The sequence below is a fragment of the Psychrobacter sp. AOP7-A1-24 genome (assembly GCF_052376235.1).
In the GTDB taxonomy this organism is placed as follows: domain Bacteria; phylum Pseudomonadota; class Gammaproteobacteria; order Pseudomonadales; family Moraxellaceae; genus Psychrobacter.
Window position 1 is genome coordinate 1 of the sequence record NZ_JBQSVM010000001.1, and the last position, 26186, is coordinate 26186.

Here is a 26186-nt window from a genome sequence, read left to right on the forward strand (position 1 = left end):
AATAAACCGAAGGATTAACACCTTTATTAAATGAAAAAATTTCTTTTATATAATCACTATCGGAGGAGTCAAGCGAGTGCCCCCATATATATATTTCATATGGAGGTAGGTTCCAATAAAGCGAACCCCTATGCATACCTTCCTCAATTGCCTTTAAATTCTTATTTTCTAAAAGAAAATTATAGTTTGTATTATTTACCAGTTTTTGGTAATACTTTACGAACCCATATGCTTTTTCATCAATTAGCAATTTATTTTCCAAATCCGATATTCCTAGTACAATATTATTACCTCCTACCTTTCCATGTAAGAAATTACTATGTTCTCTATCGTATAATCTACTAGTAGTAGATGAATAATTGAAACTATATATATCATCTAGATATTTTAAAACCTTGGGAGCTTTTAAAATATTTCTTGGCACTAAACTTTCAATAAATTCAATATAAGTAGAGAAAATATCTATAAAAATCAACAGGTCTTCATTTATTTTTTTAATTACCTTATATGTATGGATACCAGTTGTTTCACCCTTATATCTCTTTGCAAAGTGGCTCTCTAAACGTATTCTCTTAGACTTAGAATATATTCCTTTATCACTACTAGCTTGTTCAAAAATATTACCAATACTAATACTATCAAACTCATCCTTTCCAACCTCTATAAAACCGTCTCGATTATCAACCACATATGTTTCCAATAAAACATTGAATTTTATAAGTATATTGAGATAATGGCTCTTGTTGACATTAAAGCTATCAAAGAATTTTTCATCAATAACAGCAATACCTTTTCTATAATAATTCTTATCAATAATTTCATTTTTATCAGAATTACTTTCTAATACAGAGCATACAATATCTAAAACGTTCTTTATTTCGTTTTCAAAATCTATCCATGTATCGATACCGCTATCTAAGTAGTCTTTGAAGTACTGAAACCATCCATTATTAGATAGCTTTTCCTTCAAAATATTTAAATCTTCTACAGATACTTCTACTTCTTCAGTTTTATACATTTCTTTAGTTCTATTTAGAAAAAAGTCTCCATCTGTTAACAGATTATGGAAAACATTATCAAATAATAGATGTTCATTTAGATCAGCATCCTCGACTGCGCGCATTGCCGTAATAAAATGTTCATATTTTGTTGGCAGGAAATGAGCTAAGTCAAAGCCATTTCCTAATATTAATATCTTTTTTCTTTCACTCATTCATCTAGTCCTTGATTAATCATAAATATTTAAAGGTATTATGACTTTCCGCTCTAAAAAGTTACTTAGCTTCGGTTGTAGCTAAAGTATGAGCTAAAATCATCCTTTGCTCTCTATAAATATACCCACCTAAACAAATCCCCTCTCAACACTCATCACCCTCGCATCTACCGTACGTTCTAGCTTTCCCTCAATTTGACTGCATTGCGACTCTATCTCACGTTTAGACAGTCCAACGATCACAAACGTCCACTCACTGGCATCATGCCGATCCCGCTCGCCGCTCTCACAGACTGCGACGCTTGGCGTATTGCCAAAGCGTGCATGTAAGCCGCCCATCCGTTGACGCTTTTCTTTTAACGAACTACAGCCAGGCAATGAAAACGTCAGTGTTAAAATAGCGATATGCATTTTATGCTCCTTGCCAAAAAAGCTTATACTGTATCGTATCACTTAATGGTTTTTCTGATAATGCCTACGCGTCAGCTTCCAGACCCTTTATAATAGCGTAACAACACTAACCAACATGCGTATCTAATCCATGACCTCTATCAGCTACGTAAAGCAGCAGCACATTACTCGACTATGCGTGCGCTGCGGCTTACTCCTTATGCAATATGGCGCTGAGTCTGCCGTGGTGGTGGATTTATGCAAACGCTTAGGCATCGCCTTGGGGATGAACAGCGTCGAGTGTTCGCTCAATTTTAATGCCATTACCTTGACGACCATCTGTGACGAGCGCTGCATCACTACTACCAGAGATACGATCAATCAAAGCATCAACGTCAATCTGTTGGTACAAATCCAGCAAATCGTTAATAAAACTGAAGCTACTATCGATCATGACGGATTAATTAACCGCACGACTCTGGCTTTTGATGAATTGGATAAGACCGTGTACCCGACGTGGTTAGTCAGTTTATTTGTTGGCACATCCTGTGCAGCATTTGCTTATCTTAATGGTGGTAGTTGGTCGATTACGGCGGTGACATACATCGCTGGCATGGTGGCGATGTTTACTCGTATATATCTATCCAAGCATCACTTTAACCCTTTTATCACTGTCATTGTGACGGCTTTTATCGCCTCACTGATTGGGGCAACGACCTACTACTTTGATATTGGTAACAATGCCGATATCGCCGTTGCCTCCAGTGTGCTGCTACTGGTACCCAGCTTTCCGTTGATTAACTCTTTGTCCGATATCTTAAAAGGCTATGTCAATATTGGCGTTGGGCGTGCTGTTTTTACCTATATGCTTACTTTATCCGCGTGCGTTGGTATCGTGATGGCATTGATTTTACTGCAAATACAGCACTGGGGATTTTAAGATGTGGTTTGTTGAAACCGTCGTACTGTCTTGCATTATCACCCTTGGTTGGACGCTGATGTTTAGTGTACCCAGACGCTATATTTTGCCTTGTTTGCTGATGACGGCGTTTGGCTTTGGATTAAAGACTGCTCTTGTCCATCAACATATCCATCTCGTGGTTGCTAGCTTTTTTGGGGCGATGCTAGCCAGCTTCTTGGGTGTGTATTTTTCTAAGAAATATACTTTACCGCCCAAAGCACTTATTTCACCTAGTGTCATCTGTATGATGCCTGGTATTGCCGCTTATAAAGCAATGGTTAGTATGGTGCAGATTGGCTATTTTGGCTTTTCAGATGAATTATTTGGCCAAATGATGGGCTATTTGTTTGAAGCATTATTTGTGACCTCAGGATTGGTACTTGGCTTATCTATTCCGGGACTGTTATTTTATAGACGTCGCCCTATCGTCTAGATGGGTTTAGGTAGATTTACATATCTAAATGCTGGACTTCTCTTAACCAAATACTGTTTATATTCAAGCGATTCGACATATACTAACTACAAAAAACTTGTAAGATGGATGATAAGACCCATTACAGTGAAGTCGGAAGCAGCATCAATAACAACTTAATAAAGAGACCGTATTATGACCAAACATTATGACTATATCGCCATTGGTGGCGGTAGCGGCGGCATCGCATCAATCAACCGTGCGGCGAGCTATGGCAAAAAATGCGCTATCATCGAAGCCAATCAATTGGGCGGCACGTGTGTGAATTTGGGCTGTGTTCCCAAAAAAGTAATGTGGTATGGCGCGCAAGTAGCCGAAGCTATCCATAAATATGCGCCAGACTATGGTTTTGATGTTGACGCCAAAGGTTTTGACTTTCAAAAACTGGTACAGAGCCGTCAACAATATATCGAAAACATTCACCGCTCTTATGATAATAACTTGGCCAAAAATGGCGTAGAAGTTATCAAAGGTTTTGCTAAGTTTGTCGATACTAACACTGTAGAAGTCAATGGCGAGCTAATCACTGCCGACCATATTTTGATTGCTACGGGCGGTCATCCGATCCAGCCAGATATCAAAGGCGCAGAATACGGCATCGACTCTGACGGATTCTTTGCGTTGAATCACTTGCCAAAACGTGTGGCGATTGTAGGCGCAGGATATATCGCTGTCGAAATCGCAGGCGTGTTAAATAGTCTCGGCGCTGAGGTGCATCTATATGTGCGTCAACATTCACCGCTGCGCGCGTTTGACCACAGTGTGGTAGAGGCATTGCTGATAGAAATGGAGCAAGACGGTATCCAGTTGCATACCAATACCACGCTCACTGAGGTTAATAAAAACGAAGATGATAGCCTGACGTTATGTACCAAAGACGGTAGTCTAGATACGACAGATTGCTTGATTTGGGCCATTGGTCGTGCGCCATCAACAGACGGTATCAATCTGCAAGTAACTGGTGTCGAGACGACTGAGACTGGCAAAATCAAAGTCGATAAGTTCCAAAACACCAATGTTGAGAATATCTACGCCGTTGGCGATATTATCGAAAACAGTGTTGACCTAACCCCAGTGGCGATTGCCGCAGGTCGCCGCTTATCAGAGCGTTTGTTTAATAACAAGACAAATGAGCACTTAGACTACTCATTGATACCGACGGTAATCTTTACTCACCCTGCTATCGGCACGATTGGCCTGTCTGAAATCGATGCGGTAGAGCGCTATGGCAAAGAAAACATTAAATGCTATAAATCGACCTTTACTTCTATGTATAGCGCGGTGACTCAGCATCGTCAAAAATGCATGATGAAACTGGTATGCTTGGGCGATGATGAAAAAGTTATTGGCCTACATGGTATTGGCTTTGGTGTCGATGAGATGATTCAAGGCTTTGCAGTCGCTATCAAAATGGGTGCAACCAAGGCTGACTTTGATAATACCGTTGCCATCCATCCAACTGGCTCAGAAGAGTTTGTGACCATGCGTTAAGCGCGCTAGGTTCTCTGGTTAGTCTTAGCTATTATAAAAAAGGATGCCATGTGAGCATCCTTTTTTATTGTCAGTCTTGTTACAAGTATATGTCTTCATATATCTAAAACACCTTGACGACTTTCATATGGCACTTGTGATTACTGTGCTTTCTATAAATCATTCGCTTTGAAAAATTTAAAGTAAGGCCTACTGACAGCGCAATCCTGTTGCTGCTATGATGCGGTTAATACTGACCGTTGAGAGATGACTGTGTGGCAGGTGTACCTTTTTATATTACCGATTGGTATCGGAATTATGACGTTGGCAGCAAGTCTATTATTTTTATTTGCTTACCTCATGTCTGATGACAATACCACGCGCTTGCCAGCATTTAACTGGTTCAAGCGCTTGATCATAGTGGCATTCTTACTATTGAGCATGGGACTATTTATGACCTTTGGATACTTTTGGGGTTAAGTGAGATAGATTGTTTTTTCAATATCTTTTTATTTGACCACCTGATTAACTAACTATTTTTTCTAGTTCTAATAGCTCTAAATCATCACGCTTTGGTTCACCATTATTACCATCGTTTGGAAACGGCATTTTATTGCCATTTAATTGATAGCCACGGCGCTGATAGTAAGCTAAAAGCTCAGGACGATGACTTAAAATAGACATGGTTAGACGACTTGGCTGATTCAGGGACTGTAAATGACGATTTGCAAAAGTCTCAGCCGCTTGTAAAATAACGTTGCCTACGCCTTTTCCTTGTAGCGCAGGATGCACCGCAAACATACCGATATAAGCTTTTTTATTTAAGTTAGCATCAGTTTTGATATCAACAGCGATACAACCAAATATCTCACCTATCTCTTCTCCGTCACGGTCGCCCGTTGTCGTTATTGGATAGACAAAATAATAGTGATTAGTATCATTAATCACGGCAGCCAGCTCGGCTGATGTAGTTCGAATACCACCTATCAAATCGGCTTCATTGGTCCAGCCTGTTGTCTCCCGATAGCAGCAATTTAACAACTGCTCAAGTGCGCCAATATCATCCAATGTCGCTTCACGTAGAAATACCAACTCTTTATCAAAGTGATCTACGTTCATATTGCTGCTTTTTATATTATCGTCGCTCATATTATAATTCTTCCTTTTTTATCTACGTATAGTTGAATTCAAATAATTTCGATACAAGAAAACCGAGTGCAAGTTATACATGAGTATACTTAGCGAGGGTGACGATGTAGCGGATTTATATGTATTTGACTATAAAAAAACTGACTTAGATTCCTAAGCCAGCCTAAATATTAATACGTATTGCTTAATAGTACTAGCGCGATAACGCCTGCGCTTGCTCAATCATATTAAATCCTGCATTGAGCTGTGCACGTGTCGGCGCATGACCACGGCGCAATAACTCAGAGAACGCAACCAACTCTTTGTCACGTCCAAGCGTACTTGCTGCACTAGCCCGCGTATTCTCGTCTTCATCATCGAAATAGTATTCGATATAGTCAAGCGTATCTGGCGTACCAAATAAGATATTGTACTCAGGTGTCACTGCATGACCGCTATAGCGTAGGCTCTTGCCATACTGCATGGTCCAGAAGAAAGGAATGCGCGCCTCCAATGACTCAACACTGTCATCATCTAATATCGCAGCAGCCGTGACCATGCCATGTTGCAAAGCCACGCGCCAGTGCTCAATACGCATACGGCCCATTTGGTTGCTAGCTTTTGCAATATCGCCTAGCGCATAGACGCCATCACGCAACTGTAAATGTGCATCGACTTGTACGCCATCTGGATCATTAACTTCACTCAATATTTCGGTACGTGGAGACACACCTGTACCCAAGACCACGATATCGGCATCAATATGCTCACCACTCGCCAGCGTGACACCGCCTACATTTGAGAAAGCCTGATCATATTCATCTCTGTCCACTTGACGGTCAACCTTGGTAATTTCATTGACAGTTGCATCAAATACAAAGTTTATGCCCTTTTCTTCATGTAGCTTAATTAATGCATTACTCACAGTCTCTGAGACGATATTGCCCATCACACGATTGTCTTGTCCTACTACTGTGATAGAAGCGGTCGTACCTGCCTGCGCTAATGCAGAGGCAACTTCCATACCGATGAACCCTGTACCAATGATTACCACACGCTGATCATGACTGGCCGCTTTAATCAATTTAGCATCTGCCATGCTGCGTAATGTGTATACACCGTCTACATCTGCCCCAGTAATAGGCGGAATGGCAGGCGATGCACCAGTAGCCACTACTAGAAAATCTGCAGTCTGTCGTTCGCTGTTTCCATTTTTATCTTCTACAACGATGGTCGCCTCATTAGGGATTACTTCGCTAACCGTCTGGTTTAGACATAACTCAATCTTGTTGCTACTCGCCCAATCAGCACCGCCTAACAGCAACTTGTCTTCATTCATGTTTCCTGCCAAAAACGCCTTAGATAACAATGGACGATTATAAGGTGCCTTGTCATCTTTACTAATCAGCGTAATCTTGCCGCCATAACCACCCTGACGCAATTGATCGGCCGTCATAAATCCTGCACCGCCGCCACCAACGATAATAGTATGAGTATCAGTTAACTTGTCATTTTCGACCTGTCCCGTTACCTTAGCTGAGGTATCAACCATCAAGCTGTCACCATCATGAGTGAGTTTATATTGAGTCAAACCTTCTGTTGCGATCGGCTCTAGTAGTGACCCATCGCTGGTATCAAAACTCGCATGGTGCCAAGGACAGACTACTCGATTGCCACAGCGCAGACCGTTACCTAAATCTGCACCAGCATGGGGGCACTTACCATCAAATGCTCGGAACTCATTGTCATCACGAGTGATTAAAATGATACTATCGTCGTCTTGCTTGTAAGATTTCATGCCACCACTTGGAATATCCGCTTTGCTGATGGTGACTGTATTGATCATCGCCTTGGTCATAATGCTTCCTTAACAGTTATAATGATATCTAATGACAGTAGGTTGAAAATGACCGTAGTCACCAGACAAATTCAACTTATCCTATTATTTTTAATATGCTATGCATTGATAGTAGCAAGAGCGCCTCGCACACGATGTTTTTTTGTATGTTTGCTGCGTTGCAAAACGTAATTATGCGACTTTATTTTCCGCGCTCTTTTTACTGCTCATCATTATTAATAAACAAAATAAAAGACGACCTTATGACTTCTCAAGATAATCAAAACGAAATAACTACTACTTCTCAAGTCAGTTTAGATAGCCAAGTGGTCGCTACCAATCAAGATGCCAGTGAGCAAACTGATCTGGCTCATATTGATATCACCGCTATTACAGATACCGAGAAGTTACCACAGCCAAGCTTGCAGCCCTTAAAGCAAGCGACTTATAAAGCCAAGACAACTGATTTTATCGTCAATGAGCTATTGCCACTGGATTTTACTGGCGAAGGTGAGCATCTATGGCTACATATCGAAAAATCAGGTATGAATACTGCTTATCTGGCAAAGCTATTGTCAGAATGGGCAGACATTCCATTACGTGATGTTGGCTATTCGGGGTTGAAAGACCGTCATGCATTGACGACCCAGTGGTTTAGTTTGCGAATACCAAAAAAGCAATTACCACCTACTAAGTTTGCACCAGTAGACATTGGCGAAAATGAGTCTGTCGCTATCCTTTCGCAGCACTGGCACAATAAAAAACTCAATCGCGGTACGCATCGTGCCAATCAATTTGTTATTACTTTACGCGATATTCAGTTTACAGAGCATGACACTGATTCTTTGCCACCTGAGCAATTACTGTCTGTAAAAGAGGCCGTCGAGCAGCATTTAACGCGCATTAGTGAAAATGGCGTACCCAATTATTTTGGTCCACAGCGTTTTGGACGTAATGGTAATAATGTTAGAGAAGCCTTGAGATTATTTGCACGTCCAGTGTCAGAAAAACGCCCGCAACCAAAAAAGAGCAAACGTAAACGTGCGCCGCGCGAGCAAAACACGATGGAATTGTCTGCTGCACGTAGTTTGATATTTAATGAAATATTAGCGTCACGGGTTCGTGACGGTAGCTGGAATACAGGGCTAGCTGGCGAAGTGTTCAACTTGGACGGCTCAGGATCGATATTCACCAGTGAGGCACTAGATGACACGTTGTATGCTCGCATTGATAGTGGTGATATCCATCCAACTGCGGTGCTATGGGGCACGGGCAACGACAAGGTCTCTGGTAGAGCTGCAGGTTTAGAGACCGAGGTAGTACAACACAGTCCACTACTTATGCAACTAGCAACGGGATTAGAGCAGCGCGATATCAAAGCACAGCGACGTGCGCTACGCTTACCTATCGAAGCGTTAACATGGGAATGGTCGGACGATCAGACGCTGGTATTAAACTTTACTTTGACTACGGGTAGCTTTGCCACCAGTGTGCTTGCAAGCTTAGTACAGCACTTAGTGTATTGATGGCATTAAACTGGCGTCTAAGTTGGACTAATCAATAGAATATAAGCCATACCGATAACACTTATATAATTTTATCGGTATGGTTATTTATTAAAGGCTAACGGTTTTTGTAAAGCGATTGCTTACCGCCTTCTTTTTCGGCCCACATTTCATTGGCACTGACAACTTGATTACGACCACGGTGTTTCGCTTCATACAAAGCTTTGTCCGCAGTGCTGATTAAACGCTGGCAGATATCACTAGGCAGCTTTTGCATTGAGGCGATTTGGCTTTCCGCGCGCTGAGTAGCAATCGGTTTAATGAAGGGCGACGTTCGAGCTGTGGTCTTTTGCTGTATGATCGTTTCATACCCTTGGACAATACAAGCTCGCTCTTCGTGAGTTAAAGTATATAATCCAAAGCTTGCTGTCACATTGAAATCAGCCAGACCTTCAATCTTCATAACATGTTCAGCAATATTTAGGCGCAATTGTTCAGCTATCAACATAGCACTATCATGCTTCGTATCTGGCAATACAACCAAGAACTCTTCACCACCATAGCGGCTAATGATTGTCTTATTCGTTAATGATTGCGATAACGTCTGTGAGATTTCAATCAAAACTTGATCACCTACGTCATGACCATAGTTGTCATTAATCTGCTTGAACCAATCCAAATCTAAGAGCATGACACTTAAGTCTTGTTGCCCTCTCACTGTTGCCAAAGCATACTTCATTTTCTTCAGACCGTAGCGGCGATTTTTAAGCTGCGTAAGCTCATCCTGATTAGCATGTCGCAGGGTCTCAAACCGACTATCATCTAACACCAATAGCAAAGCACGAAACATATAAACGATAAAAATTGCTTTTGGCAATGCTAAATACAAATGAGTCGACCGCCAAAAAAATACGGATGAGCGCTGTAGCTGGCTGATACTATCCCAATTCAAAATCTTGTTCTTAAAGGCTAACGCAGCCACTGCATTTTCAGTAGCCATAATCTCGTTGTGAATTAAATAATTATGACTCTCAAGCATGGGGTGAATGACAGTCAATTGGCGTAAATTAGGCAGGCTAATACCACAGTAAGGAGACATAATAGCCAATAACATTAAAATAATATGTAGCCAGAACATACGCCAAGCGTAGCGGCGCTTGATCAACATCATACCTAGCATAGCGCCACCGACGAGCGACACGCCTGCAAACAAACTACTGTACCCTATCATCACAATAACAGTAGAAATGTAAGCGGTATATACCAAAACTAAAGCTATCTGCCATCTACATAAAACAACTTCGTCATCGTTGCTTGAATGAAACAAGCCTTTGACCATACATAAAAAGAACAGTCCGACAAAGCTTATCCCGAGCCATAATGGATATAGATAGTGCATATTCACATAGGTATTTAATGCATCTTGCTGCCACCATACATACAAGCACCATAGCCAATGCAATGACACTTCTAACACGATAAATAGAGCCATCAGCGATGTTCTGTCAGCAGCCTGCCACTCAAAAATCATTTGAGAGATTTTTTTGTAACCTAGATGGGATATCGATACAGCCATATATGGGCTACCGCAAAGAGTATAAATACATTAAAAGGTGTGAATAGGTTGAAGACATAAGTACTAAAATCAAAGCAAAAGTATATTATTTGCTTTAAAATTTCTTTATCAAGTGTTGCAAGTTCTGCTCTTATTATCAATCTATTTTATGCATTTATTTCCCAATATTTTCTCCATGAACGTAATTGTATTTAAGTCTTAACCTTAGACCTTGTTCATTGCAATGAACGGGACCCTATCACTACTAGAGATAACTATAAAAAAACGGATTTTGCTCACTAAGCAAGCGTTGCAAAAGACTCCCAAACTCCTTGTTGGTCATCATTTAAAATAGGAACATCGCCCAAGCGTCGCCAAGGCATATTGCTACCATGGAAGTCGCTACCAATAGATGCCGCAAGACCATGTTCAGCAATGCTACGATCAACCATTCTTCGCGTACTAATCGGCTCACTAGCGGCTGGTAATTCACAAGCATCTCCGCCAAGCTGTGCAAACTCTTCTATCAGTTTACGCACGCGAGTAGCCGATAGCTGATAGCGCGTAGGATGCGCGAGCACTGCTTTACCGCCACAGGCATGGATTAATTCGATACCATGCTGCATCGTCAACGCCTCAATTGCTACATAAGCAGGTTTATTATCCGCCAAGTATTTATCAAAGGCTTTTTGAACGGTTTTAACTTCACCGCGCTCGAATAATACCTGCCCAATATGGGCACGTCCGACTGCTTGCGGGTTACCACCCGCTTTATCGAGCACTGCCTGCCATAGCTCATCATAATTGATATCTAATAGTTCACTTAGTTTTTCGACGATACGCTGACCACGAGTGGCTCGACTGTCTTGCAATTGCTGCAACGTTGCATGCATTTTTTCGCGATCAGTAAAGTCCAGCCCAAGTACATGAATGATTTTATTAGTGGACTTATTCTTCCCATACCCACCGCTTAATGTATGCTCACAGCTAATCTCAACGCCATTAATAATTTGCATATCACAAGCGCTAGCAGCGTCTCTCGCCTCATCAATTCCTGCCAACGTATCATGATCAGTCAATGCCAATACGTTGATTCCCGCTGCATGGGCACGTTGTATTACTTCAGTCGGTGCATAAGTTCCATCTGAACAAGTACTGTGGCAATGTAAGTCAATTTTCATAAGATAAGCCTTAAAGTATTGAATAAAATAAGAGTAAAGTAAGCGTTAGGTAGCAGGTCATCGTTATTACTATTATGAGTATTCTGACCTGCCTTAATAGTTCTATAGATTTAGCAGTTATCACTGCTGTATTTGGCCGGTAGTATAGCCGTCAGACACAATAAAAAAGTATTACTATGTAGGTTGCGTATATCGCATGATTATCGTGTTGATTGCTTTTTTTTGATGCAGTAGACGTGTAAACTACCCCATACGTTTTTGTTGGACATATCCTTTGCTATGAAAGCATTATTAGACTTTATCCCCTTAATTGCCTTTTTTATCGCGGCTCGTTATAACGGTATTTTAGCAGCAGCTGGAGCTTTGCTCGTCGCTACTATTATCGTTTATGCCATTCATTTTATTCGTCAAAAAGGTAAGTTTGATAAGCAGCAATGGGTTGTTTTATTATTAACGATTTTATTCTGCGGTGGCACATTACTGCTGCGTGATGACATTTATTTGCGTTGGAAGTCACCCATTATCAATGGTATTTTTGCATTAACGCTATTTGTTAGTGCCGCAATTAACAAGCCATTGATGCAGCTTGCGATGAAAGAAGTATTTACTCTGACACTTAGCGGCTGGAAAAAACTGACTGTTGCTTGGGCGCTGTTTTTTGCCCTAATGGGTGTACTACATTATATCACAGCGTTCACAATGTCAGATGAAGCATGGATTAACTTTAAAACCTATGGCTGGATTCCGATTATGCTGGTATTTGTCGTGGCTCAGTTTGCTGTACTAAAAAAGCATCTCAACCCTGCGCTTACAGACAAAGCTGCTAAATAGCTCCTACTGCCCTTTCATAGCAGGAATCACAACTTTATCGCTATGGCGTTTATACTAAGCCCATATAAGCTCATTATTACTTTTTTATTATTCACTAAGGAAGTCTCATGTCTTTATTTACCATCATTGGTCATGACGTGGCTAATAGCAGTTCACAACGTCTAATTACTCGTACTGAACATATTGAACGCCTAAAAGCACTGCATCAACAAGGCCGTCTCGTTATCGCAGGTCCAACGCCTATCGAGCATGGTAAGAGCGATATGTCAGGTAGCTTAATTATTGCAGAGTTTGACTCTATTGAAGCGGCCCAAGCTTGGGCAAACGATGAGCCTTACTTACGTGATGGTGTATATAGTCATGTCGATATCAAACCATTTGTTCAAGCATTGCCAGTACCAACTGATAATGACAATCAAGTAGCTGCATCGTGATTCAAAGTGTCTCTTTTTTACATAACTGCTGCTACAAAAATGGTCTGATTGGTCTGATGTTAATGACAGCGATTTCAGCTCACGCTGCGCCTGCTGTTGATGCTACCGACCCAACAGCAGTGATACCAGTAACTGATCAAACAGCGCCGTCTGCCTTGCCAACAAATAACTCAGCGCTAGATATCAATGATACCTTGGCGGCACAGTTGCAACCATCTACTAAAGCGTTATCAGCTGCCAATCAAGAACTGCTCAGCCGTAACGCACAACTGCAGCGTCAAGTGAACGATTTACAGACCCAAGTCAATGTCCTGGTTTACGAAAGTAAAGGACAATTGTTTCTATACGGCGCGTTTACCGTTTTGATCAGCTTGTTAGTTGGCATTTTTGTCTCGTGGTTAGTATTTGTTCGTCGTGAGCGTTGGTAGCGTAGATTTTGCTATCGCTGATTTGTATTAAGTTACCCCGCTACTCTTGACCAAATGTCGATATCATTGATCTGCCACTGCTAATCGTTTAGCTACCGTTACTGATATTTCTAAGAAGCGTCTCATGTCTATCGCCAATCTTCAAAACCCTAAATACTTAAATGTTATCACGCCTGCCAAGATTGACTGGCAATCGGATGATACTGGTAATATGGTGCCAGTATCAGGTGAGTTTGGGGACGTTTACTTTTCTCATGCGGATGGTTTGGCAGAGACGCGTCACGTATTTATAGAGCACAATCAGTTGTCAGAGCGTTTGGCACTCCTTGCACCAAAGCAATGCTTTACGATTGCCGAGCTTGGCTTTGGAACTGGGCTAAACCTACTAGCGACGTGGCAATTGTGGCGACAACTACGTGAAACTAATCCGCAGTTAGCAACGGCTCGCCTGCACTTTATTACGACTGAAAAATTCCCTATACCGCTAGCAGATCTGACGCAGATACTTGCGCTATGGGGCGAGCGAGCGCCTGAGCTAATGGCTTTTATTAAGCCGCTTTTGGCTGCATATCCGCCACTGATTGCAGGCTGTCATCGTTTAAGTTTTTCTTATGATAACTTAACTGTCGATATGTGGCTTGGTGATGCAGCAGACAGTCTAAGCAAACTGGCATTAGACCATTCTAACCAGCATACGCCATATGTTGACGCTTGGTTTTTGGATGGTTTTGCTCCCTCTTGCAACAGCACCTTGTGGGCTGACAGTATCTTTGCACAAATGCAGCGCCTATCACGTCCAGATACGACTGCAGCCACTTACAGCTGTGCAGGCATCGTCAAGCGCGGACTAAGAGATCATGGCTTTCAAATTAAGAAAGTCAAAGGTTTTGGTCGAAAGCGAGAAATGCTAACGGCTATTATGGCTAATGCGAAAAGTAATGACCTTACTGACGATAACAACAGTCACCATGAGAAGCAGGAAGCGACTTATAGCACATTTGAGCATGTTGTCGTTATTGGTGCAGGTGTTTCAGGTTTACTAACAGCTTGGTCGCTTGCCAGTCGTGGTATAAACGTCACTTTACTAGATAAATCAGCGCCCTTAGCAGGTGCATCGGGCAATCCTAGAGCACTGCTCGCACCTAAAATGACTCCGATCCACCATGTTGACGAGCATCTACATACCATAGGTTATTTATATAGCAGCAGACTGTATCGCGACCTCAATCAAACAGCCATACAACTTAATACAACACCAGTGCTTGAACCAACTGGCGCCCTTGATTTGCTTATAAAAGCCAATATCGGTACGGAACAAATTGCAGACTATCCTGATGAGATGGCGACCACGTTATCTCATGAGCAAGCTCAGACTGCCAGTAGGTTAAAAGAGCAAGATCTAGCAGAGAACTTGTATTTACCACAGTCTGGTCTGGTCAGTCCACAAGCATTAAAAGACATCATACTGACTCATCCGCTCATTCGTTTTCAGCAATTAGAAGTGAATAAAATCAACGAAACTGAGCAGCAAGTTTATATCGAAGGTATTAATGAAAACCAAGAGTCTGTCACAATGACAGCTGATCATATCGTCATTTGCGCTGCTTTTGAGAGTCATCAATTAGATGAGCGTGTGTTTGACTGTCGTAAGATTCGTGGGCAGCTGTCTTGGTTTAGCCCCTCGACAGAGCAACTCACAAAGATACCCAAAATACCGCTAAAATATAGTGGCTATTGTGCGCTGTTCAACGCGCAAGCTAGAGATAATGAGTTAAATACAATAGTCGCTGACAAACCTTATCTGTTGCTTGGTGCGAGTTTTATCCGTAATGACACAACTACAGACATACGTGATGAGGAGCATCAGATTAGCCGGGACAAGCTCATCACTGCTATTCCTGAGATGGCCTCTATTATTCCAGCGGATACAAGTCTGTGGCAAGGACGAGCTGGCATTCGCACTCAAACGCCTGATTACCATCCTATCGTTGGACAATTAGTAAATAGCCAACGGATATGGACCATGAGCGCGATGGGCGCAAAAGGTTATGCGTTAGCACCTGTTTGCGCTGAAGCATTAGCAGGTATGATGCTAGGGTTATTTGCACCACTTTCAGAAGCCATGCTAGCTCGTCTATCACCCAATCGTACACGTTTGCAGACACCGCTTGTTTAAAAAGCGTCGTTTTATTGTCTGAAGTGTCGATAATCAAGCACGTTAGTCTCTATCATTCATTTTAGACTTAACGGTACCAAATAGCGATTTGCTAGCATCAGATTCGTGTGATGCTTGATGAGTTATTTTGGCACTGTTCTTAGTATCGTCAGAAATCGAAGGTGCGGTTAATGTGCGTATTTGCGCTTCATCACGAGTATTTTTCTGAATAGTAACCGCTGCAAACAAACTCATCGTAAACGCCATCATATAAAACCCTTTCTCGCTTAGGCTTAGTCCTCCTGCATACATGAGACCGATTGCAATAAGCGCAATGGATAACCCTAGTGCTGCCCAACTGATTAGGTAATACATATTTGTTGTTGGGATGCCTTCACTACGATCACGCAGCGTTTTCTGTAGGCTAATGGCAGAATAAAGACCGAGAGCGAGCACCGCTACATAATAGCCCTTTTCATTTAATAACATGCTTTGTGCATTCCATAGCCCAAGTAAATACGCAACGACACCAACCAGCATTACTGCCCAAGATGTTCCAACATAAGCGGTTGTCGGCTTATAAGCAGTTAACTGACTCTTAGCAATCGTGTCGTTATTCATTTTTATCCCTAATTAAAAATAAGTATATACTCTGTGGCGCAGTACGTTTTTTTATCAAACTATGTTTTGCTTTAACATAACACAAGCATGTTATATTGTAATACAAAATTATTTCTAATAACCAATAGCATTTTCAATGACAGAGCTCCGACATGTCTTTTTTTAGCTTGCTTGTTTTACTTAGCCTTATTCTTGTTGTACCCGTTTTTTTCGTGATGAAAGAAAAGTCGAAACGTACACAAACTGACTCTATAAAGCGACATAAAGAGTATTTAGAAGCAGCAAGCCTCCATAGTACCCAATCTCAGAAAGTACCCGTAGTAACAAAAGATGCTATGTATGAATATGAACAAGATAACTCTGTAAGTGTTATTAGCTTCTCAGCTCAACATCCATTTATCAAACTGCTCTATAACGAGCAAGTTCCTCAAACATTTCGAGCAATAATGGATGATATTGGGCAACAGTATGAATCGACTCATCACAGCGAAATTACTGAATCACAGCTATTCACCTTCAACAAATTTATTAGCACGCGTGTTCCAGAGTTGATTACTGATTACTTAAGCCTTGATAAACATTACGCAAAGACGGTCATTATTGATGTGGATAAACAAAGTACCAGTTATGACATAGTGCTAGACCAGCTGGGCACGATTTTAGACTTTGCACAAAAGCTCAATACGCAAAGCCAAGGTGGCGTCGTCGATAAGTTACTTGCTAGCCGTCGCTATTTGAATGATGTCTATAAAGACAGCGGTATGGCAATCGACAGTCTAAAAATAAAATGAGGTTTTCATGTCTTACCAAACCACTCTTACACTACCTGCCTATGCGCGTGGCATTCATATTATCACTCCGAGGATTAGAGAAGCAGTTTCTCAGCTGTTACCTCACTCTGCCAAGGTAGGGTTGATTCATCTGTTTTTGCCACATACGTCAGCCAGTCTCACGATCAACGAAAACGCTGATCCAGATGTCAGACTAGATACAGAAGATTGGCTCAATAAAATCGCGCCAGAAGATCAGCCAGAGTATCGCCATACTTTAGAAGGCTCAGACGACCTGCCAGCTCATCTTAAAAGCATGATGCTTGGGGTAAGTTTGACTATTCCGCTTGTCGATGGTGAGTTAGGACTGGGTACGTGGCAAGGGATTTACTTGTGTGAGCACAGAAACCTTCAAGAATATGGCGGACAGCGTAAGCTGGTGATTACAGTAAATACGTAATAATATACTGTCAGTAAATAGCAGGTTGACCCTTGCAAATTGCCACATCTACGTAGAGCGCCATTAACGGATAAAGCTGATTATGAATACTCCCTTCTCAAAAATACTAAACTTACGAAAATCTAAACTGCTTTATCGTACAACTCCTGCTGTTTTCTTTAGTCTATTGCTACTTACTGCTTGTCAAAAAGATTCAGAACCTGAAGCAACTGATAAAACTGCAGCTGAAACTTCTACGCAAACCACGCCAGTAACGACTAATATTAACGTTGATGACACCGAAGACAGCAATACCAATGACGCTCAAAATGTAGTACAGACTGATGCTGATTCAGAAAGTGATATGAGCGTAACGGAGTTAGATAAAGATCTTGGTGATACTGCGTCCACTGCAAATGATAGCGCTGAAAAACCTAACCCAGAACAAGCTATCAAAGGCGCACAAATCACTGATGTTCGTTATAAAAGTGTAGCAGGTGAAAATCTGTCCGTAGTCTTTGAGACGTCGGCAGCTGGCATGCTTAACGCTATCGTTACTCGTCCCAACCAGCCAAAAATGACATTAAGCGCACCTGAAGGCCAAGGCAATAATCCCACCTATCAATCAGCTGATAGCAGTGTCCAACTCGTCAGTCATGCTGGTGGCGGCACTATCGACCTTATCCAAGACAATAAGACTACTAGCTTTGATGCTGTCAGTGCTGAAGCAGAGGTAATCACTGAATAAAACCTGCTTCGCTTTCTGTTTTAATACTCTATTCAAAACCATAAAAAAAGCGGCAAACGTTATTATCGTTGCCGCCTTTTTTGTTTCTGTGACTTACTTTGTACCTTCTTATCTCTACTGAGCTTCGTAATGGGTAACGAGTGATAAGTTATTGTATTTAACCAAACCCAGTTGATTAACCAAACATCCCGACCAGCCAGCTTATCACCGTCCATAGCCCCCAACCGACAAACACAATGACCAGCAGTCCAAGAAAATCAGGGATATGCAAATACAGCCAAGCAACGATTGGATTGCGCCAAAAAAACCTAAAGCGGCTTTGCTGCTGTTTGTCTTCTAATGACTGATGCAAAAACGGTCGATCCATATGCATGGTTTCGGTAATCCCATACTCATGGTGTAAATGCTCGTGCACGATAGCTAGTGTCTTACGACTAGGACGAATAAAAATATCTAAGAACGTACCAATGCCAGGCACGATACCAACGACCATATCAATAAGTGCCAATCTAACCGCTGGCGTCATTTTATGAGCAGGCACACCTAGCTGACGCCCTAAGATAAATGCATAACTGGTCAATGCCAATCCTGCCAAATCTCCTGCTAGAGGAATAGTGGAAAGCGCGACATCAGCACCCATTCCTTGCTTGGTAAAAGGCACTCGTACTAGTGAATCCATGGTATTGGCAAATTTTGCTAGCTTGCGTTCAGTTGTAATGACCTGGTCGCGCGTCAGACCATGCTCTGCAAGTTTTGCTTGATAGTCTACGACTGAGGCATTCGTGCCAGACAGTTTCTTTGATTTGAATCTCGGCAATTTATCGAACTTATCCATTTAGCGTTGCCCATATGCAAGCGACTGCTATAAGAGCAAAGACATAGCGCCCTACCCAGATATTAGCCAAGAATGCTTGGAAGCAAGCTAAAGGGTTACGACTGGCACAAGCGCTGTTTTGTTTGGCGAACATCATTGCGACTAGCGCCAATCCGAATACTGGCGTTACACCTAACGTGGTCGGAGCAAAGTAGTGCCACATAACCACACCCATCATTAGCAAAAACAGCATCTGAAGTATCGAGATGATAATCACATCATAACGACCGAACAGTATCGCCGTTGATTTCACGCCAATCTTTAAGTCATCTTCACGATCAGCCATGGCGTACTGAGTATCATAAGCCACTGTCCAACACATATAAGCTAAGAATAGCAGCCAGCTCCATATATCAGGAGCGCCTTGCACCGCCACATAGGACATCGGTATCGCCCACCCAAAAGCAGCTGCTAAAAATACTTGCGGCAGGTGCGTATAGCGTTTCATAAATGGATAAATAAACGCCAACATAATGGCACCAAGCGACCAGTAGAATACAGCTATAGGCAGAAAAAATAGCAGACTGGCACTTAACAGCACCAGTACTAAAAATGCAAAAACGGCTTCTTTGCCAGATAAGCGTCCATCTGCTAATGGGCGACCTTTAGTGCGAGTCACATGACCATCTACTTTACGATCTGCAAAATCATTAATCGCACAACCAGCCGCTCGCATAAATATTGCACCAAGGGCAAATATCGCGAATACCTTTAGACTTGGCAACGCTGCCGTCATTCCTTGTTGCTGTGCTTGACCCATTGCAGCGAGTAGTACGCCCCAAAGCGTTGGCCATAGAAGCAGTTCAATACCAACTGGCTTATCAAAACGGGTAAGCTGGATATAGGCTTGTAGCTTGTCTTTAAATGTCATGGTTTTTTATTATCATTAATTGGATACTTTTTATGTGTGCTTATATGCACTTATATGTTTAGCCTAGAACAACTAAATCGATTTTTAAAGGAGCTGGTTGCTGACTTTTCATGGTCAAATTACTAAACTTTAACGGGTTAATTACTGTATTTGTTGCCATAACTTATTAGCTTCGATCAGTGATACCTCAGGATATTGCTTGCGCAAAGCTTTTAACGCTGGGACTTTGTCTTTCTGTGCTGCTTGCTGACGCAAAAACGCCAGTTGCTCTTGTGGATTGCTCAGCTCTTTCAACCGTGCCTCAAGCCGCAGGATTCGAGTGCGCAGCATGATATTAATCAACAATAAAATTGCACCCATAACCCAAATGATTAACGCTGACATTCCTTGCTCCTAAATCCATTAATTCTGAACGCATAAGCTGATTGATTACGTAAATTTATACTCGTATATCCATTATCACAAACAGCAGCTGTCAGACAAAATACCCATCAAAACGCACGGCTTCATTGTGCCAGCTCTCACTGGCTAACTCACCAGCAAGCAATGGTGCAAATTGTGGACGCTTCACGACCACGCGACCTTGGCCTTGCGTACTTTTTTTGACAACGGCCTGCGCACTATTTAGTAATGCTAGCTCTTCATCTGATGTTGGTGGACGAGCTAATTGATGCAATGCTTGCATATGCTTACCGACTTTTGCACCCTTGCCTGTCTTACTATCTTGATAGCTATCCTCTGGAAACATCGGATCCAGATAGACGACATCGATTATCGTAGAATTATCTGTTACGGAATCCACCTTTAAATTCGCAAAATAGCTCAATGCATCAGTATTGATAATCTGTAGGCGGCTCATGAGTTTCTGCCAATTGGGTAGCGCACTCATACGCTGCTGCTCTACAAGTAGCAACAATGCCATTAAAGGCTGTTGTTCAAGCATAGTGACTTGTGCACCCGTACTGGCCAATATCAAACTATCATGCCCAAAGCCAGCGGTTGCATCAATAACGTGGCTATCTGACGTAGTTTTGGCCGCTTGTAATAGCAGCTCAGACTTACGACCAGCACTCACGACACGGCGCTGCAACTTGTCCCACTCAGGTGCTACACTGAGTCCATCACTTAGCCATGATAGCTTATCTTTATCATCTAATAATAGAATAGGCTGAGTAGATGCTTGGCTCAATTGCTGACGGCGCTTTTGAGTTAATTTCTCTGTAGCGACCTCTACATCTAAGAGAATTGGTAATGTATGCTCAGCTATCAATGACTGTAGGCTCTCAACCTGTGCTTGCTGGCTGTCATTGACATAGAGTAACTGACAATGTACAAAAGCACCTGTCTCGTCATACTTTTGGGGCACATCTGTCATAACCATCATCCTATTTGCTGATTGTTTTCACTATGAATTACTGGCGTGTTAAATCATTAGTATTATAAACCATGGGCTAAATCTAGCCCGCCATTTGATAACCAAAGCCCCAAGCGGCAACCAACACAACAACACCTGTGATAATGCGCAACCAAGCAAAGATAGTAAAGTCGCGGCGACTTACCCATGCCACAAGTAAGCGGATACAAAGCAACGCCACTACAAATGACACGATGGTTCCGATACCTAACACCAGCCAATCTTCACTGTTGGTCAGTACATCACCATGTTTGAGCAAATCTAGTAATGCCGCGCCGACGATAACAGGAATACCCAAAAAGAAGGAAAACTCTGCAGAAGCCTTGCGTGAGACACCTAACCATAGCGCACCAATGATAGTGGCTCCTGAACGTGACGTCCCTGGTATGAGTGCCAGGCACTGAAACAGGCCAATCATTAATGCCGTTTTTATACTGACATCTTCTGCTTCTACGGCGATGACCGCTTTAGGACGTTTTTCCACATAGAATATCAGTAAACCGCCGATGATGAGCATAATGGCGACGACGATAGGATTGAACAAATAAGCTTTGATTTCATCAGCAAAGGTAAAACCAACGATCATCACAGGAATAGTAGATACAATTAAACTCAGGCCTAGCTGCCTAGGGTTAGTCATGCCCTCTGCTTTGCCAGTCAGCAAACCCATCAGTGCTTGCCACAGTCTATCCCAATAGTCGTAAATCACTGCCAAAATAGCGCCAAGCTGTACCACCACGACAAATAAATCGACTTTTTCCTTGGTCCAAAAGCCCATCACGTCAGCTGATAAAATCAAATACCCTGTACTAGAAATGGGTAAAAATTCCGTGATACCTTCAACGATACCCATAATGACAGCTTGAACGAATAAAAGTATATCCACAGTGACTTTCCTAGAAACAGACTGGCCTAAAGAAAATGGCCTAGCAACAGACCGATTGGCTGTCCTATATTAACGTTGATTTTATATTAGTATGCGCTTGCTAAACACTAAAAGGCTGGCTGCTATCAATTGAGTTAAACTGGTAATGATTAAGATATTTATCGTAACCAGTTACAGCAGACAACTCTTCAAAAAGCATAGTTATGAAGCTATGCTTTGCCTTGCTCTTTGAGTGTTTTCCACGCTTGGTTACGTAGATATTTCGGTAATGCCTGCGCTGCTTCCGTACCACCATCGTTTGCAAACTGAGCAATACCAAGTTGTCCAATGACAACAGCATTTGGCCAAACATCTTCATGGCAGTCTTGCTGTTCATGTCGTGCCAATAGCGGTGCGCCATTACCTGCGATAGGCAGGATAAATTCAGTTTGTCTATCATAATCTAATAGCTGCTCTGTACTATCGCTACCATCAGACAATACTGGCAGCATAATGCTATGACCTAACTGATTGTCAGTTACCAACTCATACTGCCCAAAGTAGACTTGCTGCATACGCGCATCAAGAGCGCTATATAGGTGTGTCAGCCCATACTTCTGATACGCGCATTGTGCGATTGCCTGCAGGCTTGAGACGCCAACACAAGGCAAGTCATGCGCTACAGACAGAGCCTGTACCACTGCTGTGTTGATGCGGATACCACTGAACGCACCCGGTCCTCGATTGAATATTAAGGCTTTTATATCAGCAAGATCTAGCTTGGCTTCAGATAACGCAGCATCAATCATCGGTAAAATCTGCTGAGTCTGCTGACGCTTACCTGTTTCGGTATGGCTCGACAGTACCTGCCCGCTCGAATCTAAAATCGCGATCGAACACTGATCGAACACGGTATCCATTGCTAAAAACATCACAACCTCGGCTTTTACTTTTGGCGTTCTAAATTGATTTGTCAGATTTTACTAATTTTTCATAACGATCTATCATTCATGTACTATCGAAATCCAGACAGAATGAAGCAGCGCCTATCATAGCATTTAGGGTACACGAATTTTATTAATTTCTATATTTTTCACACTTTATCCATCAGTGTTTATCTACAACTAATGACAATAGAAAGCCCCAAAGCTTAATTAGCTTCGGGGCTTTGATCAAACTTCTTAAAAATAACTAATTGTTATCTAAAAGCGCGTTTTGAACTTCTTTGGCGCTTGGTTTTGCATTTCTTGCATTTGCTTTTGCATCTCTTCGGTGCTTGGCATGTTGTTTGGATCCAGTCCCATTTGCTTAGCCATTTGTTCTGGATTCACGTCTTTAGCACCACCTTGCTGACCACCACCAAACAATGGACCGCCGCCACCACCAGCACTACCGCCGCCCATGAGTCCTTGCATAGACTTCATCATTTTACTGATGCCTTCAGGTTTTGAGATCATTTTCATCATTTTTGCCATTTGCTTGTGCTGCTTGAGCAAACGATTAACATCTTGAATCTCACGCCCTGAACCTGCAGCGATACGGCGCTTACGACTTGGGTTAATCTTATCAGGGTTTTTACGCTCAAATGGCGTCATTGAATTGATTAGCGCTTCCATTTCACGTACTTTTTCTTCTGGGTTGGCATCTTCAACGGCCTTTTGCATGTCTGAACCGCCCATACCAGGCATCTTATCCAAGAAGCCTGCCATACCGCCCATACTCTTCATTTGCTGGAATTGGGTCAATAGATCCTCAAGGTCGAAGTCACCGCCCTTTTGCATCTTTTTCGCCATTTTTTCGGCTTTATCACGGTCAATTTTCTGCTCAACTTCTTCAACCAGACTTAGTACGTCGCCCATACCAAGGATACGCTGCGCGATCCGCTCAGGGTGAAACAACTCTAACTCGTCTAGTTTTTCACCGCGACCCAAGAACTTAATTGGCTTACCTGTGATGGCGCGTACAGAAAGCGCCGCACCGCCGCGAGCATCACCGTCAGTTTTGGTTAAGATAACACCCGTCAATGGCAGTGCATCATTAAAGGCTTTTGCGGTATTGGCAGCATCTTGCCCCGTCATGGCATCGACGACGAATAGCGTCTCAGATGGATTAACTGCAGCTGTTAGCGCCTTAATCTCATCCATCATGGTATCGTCGATATGTAGACGGCCGGCGGTATCAATGATCAGAATATCTTGATACTGTATTTTGGCTTCTTCAATCGCACGCTTTGCGATATCAATTGGATTCTCATCTGTGCTTGAGTTCACAAACTTAGCATTCACCTGACCGGCTACTTGCTCAAGCTGCTTGATTGCCGCTGGACGATAGACGTCGGCAGATACCAGCATGACTTTTTTCTTTTGGCGCTCTTGTAGATACTTGGCCAACTTACCCGCTGTCGTCGTTTTACCTGCACCTTGCAAACCTGCTAGCAAATAAACAACAGGCGGCTTACCTGTCATCTCTAACTGCTGGTTAGCACTGCCCATCATTTCGGTAAGCTCGTCATGTACGATTTTGACAAAGGCTTGACCTGGCGCTAACTCTTTTAGCACCTCAGCACCAAGCGCTTGCTCTTTAACGCGTTTTACAAAATCACGAGTGACAGGTAGCGCCACGTCAGCTTCTAACAACGCCATACGCACTTCACGCAGCGTGTCTTTGATATTGTCTTCGGTCAACTGTCCGGTACCGACAATATTACGTAGGCTCGACGATAAACGTTCTGTTAAGGTATCAAACATAAATAACTCTCAATTAAAATGGTTTTCAATTAAATAATACGCAATTAAAATAACTCTAAATCAAACCATTAAAATGGTTCGTAAATAATATTAGGATACGCTATAAAATATTAGGGTATTGCATGACAAGGGATATGATAAAAGAATTATATTATCAATACTATAGCATTAACATGGCTCAAAACTTATAGTCGTTTCGCAACGAACACGGCACTTATAACTGTAGTCAACTTTTTATAGATGACATATTTTATGTTTTGCACTATGCCGCGCTGCCGATCATTTATAAGTTATAAGCAAGATGGCGCTCAACTGGCACCCATTTTATGATAAATTGGACGATTATTCTAATCATTCTGATAATACCACTTTAGCGAAACATTGAGCGGCAGTTTATGCTCAGTATAAGATGAGGCTTTTTATCTGTGCACTTTGCATTCTTACTTGCTAACATGGCTTATATCTTAGTCAGCATCCATATTGGTTGGGCGCTGGCTAAGGACAAACCTATCCACAAAAGCCTCAGTTTGGGCTTATTGCTCATCGGCATGGCTGCACATGCGGCACTGCTATATCCATACGTTGTGACGCTGTATGGCTTAAATTTCAACTTATTCAATATAATCAGTCTGACCAGTTTATTTTTCTTATTCTTTTACCTGTTGTTCTGTTTATACCGCCCTATTCTTAGTCTTGGCATTTTGGCTGCACCCACTGCGCTAATAGGTATGACTGTCGGTTATATCGGCCGCGCCCCTTATCAACCACTAACCAATGTCAGTATCGGGCTTGAAATCCATATCATATTATCATTGGCTGCCTATTGTGTGCTGTTGATGGCTGCGGTACAAGCGCTATTTCTACGTCTACAAATACGTGAGCTCAAGCATCATACCATTCACCGCTTTTGGGTCAATAAACTGCCCTCCTTGCAAAGTATGGAAAGTTTATTATTCGATATGCTGTTGGTTGGCTTTGTATTGCTCAATATCGCACTGGGGATTGGATTTATCTATGTGCAAGATTTGATGGCGCAACATATCGTGCATAAGACTGTTTTTAGTCTGCTGTCGTGGTTATTATTTGGTGTACTACTATTCGGTAATTGGCGTGCAGGCTGGCGAGGCAAACGTGCGGCCAATATCACTATTTATGCTTTTATTCTATTAGCCATTGGCTTTGTTGGTAGCAAGTTCGTCTTAGAAATGCTTCTTTAGAATATATATTCAGAAAAAGGCGGTCAGCAACAACAGTTACTGACCGCCTTTTTTATATTT

General features: G+C 42.2%; 27 protein-coding genes. 13 read left to right on the forward strand and 14 right to left on the reverse strand.

The features are described from left to right. A partial coding sequence (locus ACT3QQ_RS00005; RefSeq protein ID WP_444526389.1) for an AbiH family protein occupies positions 1 to 1213 on the reverse strand: 1213 nt, incomplete at its 3' end. A 129-nt stretch (positions 1214 to 1342) separates the two neighbouring features. Beyond that, a complete protein-coding gene (locus ACT3QQ_RS00010; protein WP_444526390.1) occupies positions 1343 to 1624 on the reverse strand; it encodes a DUF503 domain-containing protein in 282 nt (93 codons plus the stop codon). A gap of 130 nt (positions 1625 to 1754) precedes the next feature. On the opposite strand from ACT3QQ_RS00010, the gene ACT3QQ_RS00015 reads away from it, so the two are divergent. The 4 genes from ACT3QQ_RS00015 to ACT3QQ_RS00030 all read left to right on the forward strand — a co-directional run bounded on the left by ACT3QQ_RS00015 (position 1755) and on the right by ACT3QQ_RS00030 (position 4986). Continuing rightward, complete coding sequence (locus tag ACT3QQ_RS00015; RefSeq protein WP_444526391.1) at positions 1755 to 2543, forward strand: threonine/serine ThrE exporter family protein; 789 nt, start codon at positions 1755 to 1757, stop codon at positions 2541 to 2543. 1 nt (position 2544) lies between these two features. Further along, positions 2545 to 2997 carry a threonine/serine exporter family protein gene (locus ACT3QQ_RS00020; RefSeq protein ID WP_444522866.1) on the forward strand — a complete coding sequence of 151 codons (453 nt, stop codon included), beginning with the start codon at positions 2545 to 2547 and terminating at the stop codon, positions 2995 to 2997. Between the two features lie 174 nt (positions 2998 to 3171). Continuing rightward, positions 3172 to 4527 carry a glutathione-disulfide reductase gene (gene gorA / locus ACT3QQ_RS00025; RefSeq protein WP_444526392.1) on the forward strand — a complete coding sequence of 452 codons (1356 nt, stop codon included), beginning with the start codon at positions 3172 to 3174 and terminating at the stop codon, positions 4525 to 4527. Positions 4528 to 4773: 246 nt separating this feature from the next. Then, the gene (locus tag ACT3QQ_RS00030) at positions 4774 to 4986 is read left to right on the forward strand and encodes a hypothetical protein (RefSeq protein WP_444526393.1); all 213 of its coding nucleotides are present in this window, start codon (positions 4774 to 4776) and stop codon (positions 4984 to 4986) included. 45 nt (positions 4987 to 5031) lie between these two features. Here ACT3QQ_RS00030 and ACT3QQ_RS00035 read toward each other — a convergent pair whose 3' ends face one another. After that, a complete protein-coding gene (locus ACT3QQ_RS00035; protein ID WP_444526394.1) occupies positions 5032 to 5655 on the reverse strand; it encodes a GNAT family N-acetyltransferase in 624 nt (207 codons plus the stop codon). A 193-nt stretch (positions 5656 to 5848) separates the two neighbouring features. Then, positions 5849 to 7492 (reverse strand): FAD-dependent oxidoreductase, encoded by a 1644-nt coding sequence (locus ACT3QQ_RS00040; RefSeq protein WP_444526395.1) that lies wholly within the window; start codon positions 7490 to 7492, stop codon positions 5849 to 5851. Positions 7493 to 7734: 242 nt separating this feature from the next. On the opposite strand from ACT3QQ_RS00040, the gene truD reads away from it, so the two are divergent. Then, positions 7735 to 8997: a tRNA pseudouridine(13) synthase TruD gene (gene truD / locus ACT3QQ_RS00045; RefSeq protein ID WP_444526396.1), complete on the forward strand. Its 1263-nt coding sequence runs from the start codon at positions 7735 to 7737 to the stop codon at positions 8995 to 8997. 97 nt (positions 8998 to 9094) lie between these two features. On the opposite strand, the gene ACT3QQ_RS00050 is transcribed toward truD, so the two are convergent. Then, positions 9095 to 10552, reverse strand: a complete 1458-nt coding sequence (locus ACT3QQ_RS00050; RefSeq protein WP_444526397.1) for a diguanylate cyclase — start codon at positions 10550 to 10552, stop codon at positions 9095 to 9097. A gap of 278 nt (positions 10553 to 10830) precedes the next feature. Next, on the reverse strand, positions 10831 to 11712 hold the full coding sequence (locus ACT3QQ_RS00055) for a PHP domain-containing protein (RefSeq protein WP_444526398.1): 882 nt from the start codon (positions 11710 to 11712) through the stop codon (positions 10831 to 10833). Between the two features lie 279 nt (positions 11713 to 11991). On the opposite strand from ACT3QQ_RS00055, the gene ispZ reads away from it, so the two are divergent. The 4 genes from ispZ (at position 11992) to mnmC (ending at position 15581) form a co-directional block, all read left to right on the forward strand. Next, positions 11992 to 12543, forward strand: a complete 552-nt coding sequence (gene ispZ, locus ACT3QQ_RS00060; protein WP_444520143.1) for a septation protein IspZ — start codon at positions 11992 to 11994, stop codon at positions 12541 to 12543. 107 nt (positions 12544 to 12650) lie between these two features. Continuing rightward, positions 12651 to 12977, forward strand: coding sequence for a YciI family protein (locus ACT3QQ_RS00065; protein ID WP_444526399.1), 327 nt, complete (start codon positions 12651 to 12653; stop codon positions 12975 to 12977). Between the two features lie 62 nt (positions 12978 to 13039). Beyond that, positions 13040 to 13405 carry a hypothetical protein gene (locus ACT3QQ_RS00070; RefSeq protein WP_444520145.1) on the forward strand — a complete coding sequence of 122 codons (366 nt, stop codon included), beginning with the start codon at positions 13040 to 13042 and terminating at the stop codon, positions 13403 to 13405. A gap of 124 nt (positions 13406 to 13529) precedes the next feature. Beyond that, positions 13530 to 15581 (forward strand): FAD-dependent 5-carboxymethylaminomethyl-2-thiouridine(34) oxidoreductase MnmC, encoded by a 2052-nt coding sequence (gene mnmC, locus ACT3QQ_RS00075; RefSeq protein ID WP_444526400.1) that lies wholly within the window; start codon positions 13530 to 13532, stop codon positions 15579 to 15581. A 42-nt stretch (positions 15582 to 15623) separates the two neighbouring features. Here the strand turns inward: mnmC and yiaA are convergent, their stop codons facing one another. Next, a complete protein-coding gene (gene yiaA / locus ACT3QQ_RS00080) occupies positions 15624 to 16181 on the reverse strand; it encodes an inner membrane protein YiaA (protein WP_444526401.1) in 558 nt (185 codons plus the stop codon). A gap of 152 nt (positions 16182 to 16333) precedes the next feature. Between yiaA and ACT3QQ_RS00085 the strand changes: the two genes are divergently transcribed. The 3 genes from ACT3QQ_RS00085 to ACT3QQ_RS00095 all read left to right on the forward strand — a co-directional run bounded on the left by ACT3QQ_RS00085 (position 16334) and on the right by ACT3QQ_RS00095 (position 18138). Further along, complete coding sequence (locus tag ACT3QQ_RS00085; protein ID WP_444526402.1) at positions 16334 to 16972, forward strand: hypothetical protein; 639 nt, start codon at positions 16334 to 16336, stop codon at positions 16970 to 16972. 7 nt (positions 16973 to 16979) lie between these two features. Beyond that, entirely contained in the window at positions 16980 to 17411 is a 432-nt protein-coding gene (locus tag ACT3QQ_RS00090) for a secondary thiamine-phosphate synthase enzyme YjbQ (protein WP_444526403.1), read from the forward strand. An 82-nt stretch (positions 17412 to 17493) separates the two neighbouring features. Continuing rightward, positions 17494 to 18138, forward strand: coding sequence for a hypothetical protein (locus ACT3QQ_RS00095; protein ID WP_444526404.1), 645 nt, complete (start codon positions 17494 to 17496; stop codon positions 18136 to 18138). A 175-nt stretch (positions 18139 to 18313) separates the two neighbouring features. Here the strand turns inward: ACT3QQ_RS00095 and ACT3QQ_RS00100 are convergent, their stop codons facing one another. The 7 genes from ACT3QQ_RS00100 to ffh all read right to left on the reverse strand — a co-directional run bounded on the left by ACT3QQ_RS00100 (position 18314) and on the right by ffh (position 24909). After that, positions 18314 to 18973 carry a DUF4112 domain-containing protein gene (locus ACT3QQ_RS00100; RefSeq protein ID WP_444526405.1) on the reverse strand — a complete coding sequence of 220 codons (660 nt, stop codon included), beginning with the start codon at positions 18971 to 18973 and terminating at the stop codon, positions 18314 to 18316. Continuing rightward, entirely contained in the window at positions 18966 to 19883 is a 918-nt protein-coding gene (gene ubiA / locus ACT3QQ_RS00105) for a 4-hydroxybenzoate octaprenyltransferase (RefSeq protein ID WP_444526406.1), read from the reverse strand. Before ubiA ends, ACT3QQ_RS00100 begins: the two co-directional genes overlap by 8 nt. Positions 19884 to 20024: 141 nt before the next feature. Next, a complete protein-coding gene (locus tag ACT3QQ_RS00110) occupies positions 20025 to 20267 on the reverse strand; it encodes a hypothetical protein (protein ID WP_444526407.1) in 243 nt (80 codons plus the stop codon). Between the two features lie 91 nt (positions 20268 to 20358). Beyond that, on the reverse strand, positions 20359 to 21258 hold the full coding sequence (locus ACT3QQ_RS00115) for a class I SAM-dependent methyltransferase (protein ID WP_444526408.1): 900 nt from the start codon (positions 21256 to 21258) through the stop codon (positions 20359 to 20361). 82 nt (positions 21259 to 21340) lie between these two features. After that, on the reverse strand, positions 21341 to 22183 hold the full coding sequence (locus ACT3QQ_RS00120; RefSeq protein WP_444526409.1) for an undecaprenyl-diphosphate phosphatase: 843 nt from the start codon (positions 22181 to 22183) through the stop codon (positions 21341 to 21343). Positions 22184 to 22392: 209 nt separating this feature from the next. Next, a complete protein-coding gene (gene tsaB, locus ACT3QQ_RS00125) occupies positions 22393 to 23094 on the reverse strand; it encodes a tRNA (adenosine(37)-N6)-threonylcarbamoyltransferase complex dimerization subunit type 1 TsaB (protein ID WP_444526562.1) in 702 nt (233 codons plus the stop codon). Positions 23095 to 23364: 270 nt separating this feature from the next. Continuing rightward, a complete protein-coding gene (gene ffh, locus ACT3QQ_RS00130; protein WP_444522886.1) occupies positions 23365 to 24909 on the reverse strand; it encodes a signal recognition particle protein in 1545 nt (514 codons plus the stop codon). Between the two features lie 452 nt (positions 24910 to 25361). Between ffh and ACT3QQ_RS00135 the strand changes: the two genes are divergently transcribed. Next, positions 25362 to 26126 carry a cytochrome C assembly family protein gene (locus ACT3QQ_RS00135; protein ID WP_444526563.1) on the forward strand — a complete coding sequence of 255 codons (765 nt, stop codon included), beginning with the start codon at positions 25362 to 25364 and terminating at the stop codon, positions 26124 to 26126. The last annotated feature ends 60 nt before the right edge of the window (positions 26127 to 26186 follow it).

Bases quoted from the DNA above. Each gene is read 5' to 3' on its own strand.
- ACT3QQ_RS00100 (WP_444526405.1), bottom strand. From the start codon at position 18,973: ATGGATAAGTTCGATAAATTGCCGAGATTCAAATCAAAGAAACTGTCT.
- ACT3QQ_RS00110 (WP_444526407.1), bottom strand. From the start codon at position 20,267: ATGTCAGCGTTAATCATTTGGGTTATGGGTGCAATTTTATTGTTGATT.
- ACT3QQ_RS00095 (WP_444526404.1), top strand. From the start codon at position 17,494: ATGAATACTCCCTTCTCAAAAATACTAAACTTACGAAAATCTAAACTG.
- ACT3QQ_RS00020 (WP_444522866.1), top strand. From the start codon at position 2,545: ATGTGGTTTGTTGAAACCGTCGTACTGTCTTGCATTATCACCCTTGGT.
- ACT3QQ_RS00070 (WP_444520145.1), top strand. From the start codon at position 13,040: ATGACAGCGATTTCAGCTCACGCTGCGCCTGCTGTTGATGCTACCGAC.
- tsaB (WP_444526562.1), bottom strand. From the start codon at position 23,094: ATGTTTTTAGCAATGGATACCGTGTTCGATCAGTGTTCGATCGCGATT.
- ACT3QQ_RS00135 (WP_444526563.1), top strand. From the start codon at position 25,362: ATGGCTTATATCTTAGTCAGCATCCATATTGGTTGGGCGCTGGCTAAG.
- ACT3QQ_RS00065 (WP_444526399.1), top strand. From the start codon at position 12,651: ATGTCTTTATTTACCATCATTGGTCATGACGTGGCTAATAGCAGTTCA.
- yiaA (WP_444526401.1), bottom strand. From the start codon at position 16,181: ATGAATAACGACACGATTGCTAAGAGTCAGTTAACTGCTTATAAGCCG.
- ACT3QQ_RS00115 (WP_444526408.1), bottom strand. From the start codon at position 21,258: ATGACAGATGTGCCCCAAAAGTATGACGAGACAGGTGCTTTTGTACAT.
- ffh (WP_444522886.1), bottom strand. From the start codon at position 24,909: ATGTTTGATACCTTAACAGAACGTTTATCGTCGAGCCTACGTAATATT.
- ACT3QQ_RS00055 (WP_444526398.1), bottom strand. From the start codon at position 11,712: ATGAAAATTGACTTACATTGCCACAGTACTTGTTCAGATGGAACTTAT.
- ACT3QQ_RS00050 (WP_444526397.1), bottom strand. From the start codon at position 10,552: ATGGCTGTATCGATATCCCATCTAGGTTACAAAAAAATCTCTCAAATG.
- ispZ (WP_444520143.1), top strand. From the start codon at position 11,992: ATGAAAGCATTATTAGACTTTATCCCCTTAATTGCCTTTTTTATCGCG.
- truD (WP_444526396.1), top strand. From the start codon at position 7,735: ATGACTTCTCAAGATAATCAAAACGAAATAACTACTACTTCTCAAGTC.
- ACT3QQ_RS00090 (WP_444526403.1), top strand. From the start codon at position 16,980: ATGTCTTACCAAACCACTCTTACACTACCTGCCTATGCGCGTGGCATT.
- ACT3QQ_RS00015 (WP_444526391.1), top strand. From the start codon at position 1,755: ATGACCTCTATCAGCTACGTAAAGCAGCAGCACATTACTCGACTATGC.
- mnmC (WP_444526400.1), top strand. From the start codon at position 13,530: ATGTCTATCGCCAATCTTCAAAACCCTAAATACTTAAATGTTATCACG.
- ACT3QQ_RS00035 (WP_444526394.1), bottom strand. From the start codon at position 5,655: ATGAGCGACGATAATATAAAAAGCAGCAATATGAACGTAGATCACTTT.
- ACT3QQ_RS00010 (WP_444526390.1), bottom strand. From the start codon at position 1,624: ATGCATATCGCTATTTTAACACTGACGTTTTCATTGCCTGGCTGTAGT.
- ubiA (WP_444526406.1), bottom strand. From the start codon at position 19,883: ATGACATTTAAAGACAAGCTACAAGCCTATATCCAGCTTACCCGTTTT.
- gorA (WP_444526392.1), top strand. From the start codon at position 3,172: ATGACCAAACATTATGACTATATCGCCATTGGTGGCGGTAGCGGCGGC.
- ACT3QQ_RS00040 (WP_444526395.1), bottom strand. From the start codon at position 7,492: ATGACCAAGGCGATGATCAATACAGTCACCATCAGCAAAGCGGATATT.
- ACT3QQ_RS00085 (WP_444526402.1), top strand. From the start codon at position 16,334: ATGTCTTTTTTTAGCTTGCTTGTTTTACTTAGCCTTATTCTTGTTGTA.
- ACT3QQ_RS00030 (WP_444526393.1), top strand. From the start codon at position 4,774: ATGACTGTGTGGCAGGTGTACCTTTTTATATTACCGATTGGTATCGGA.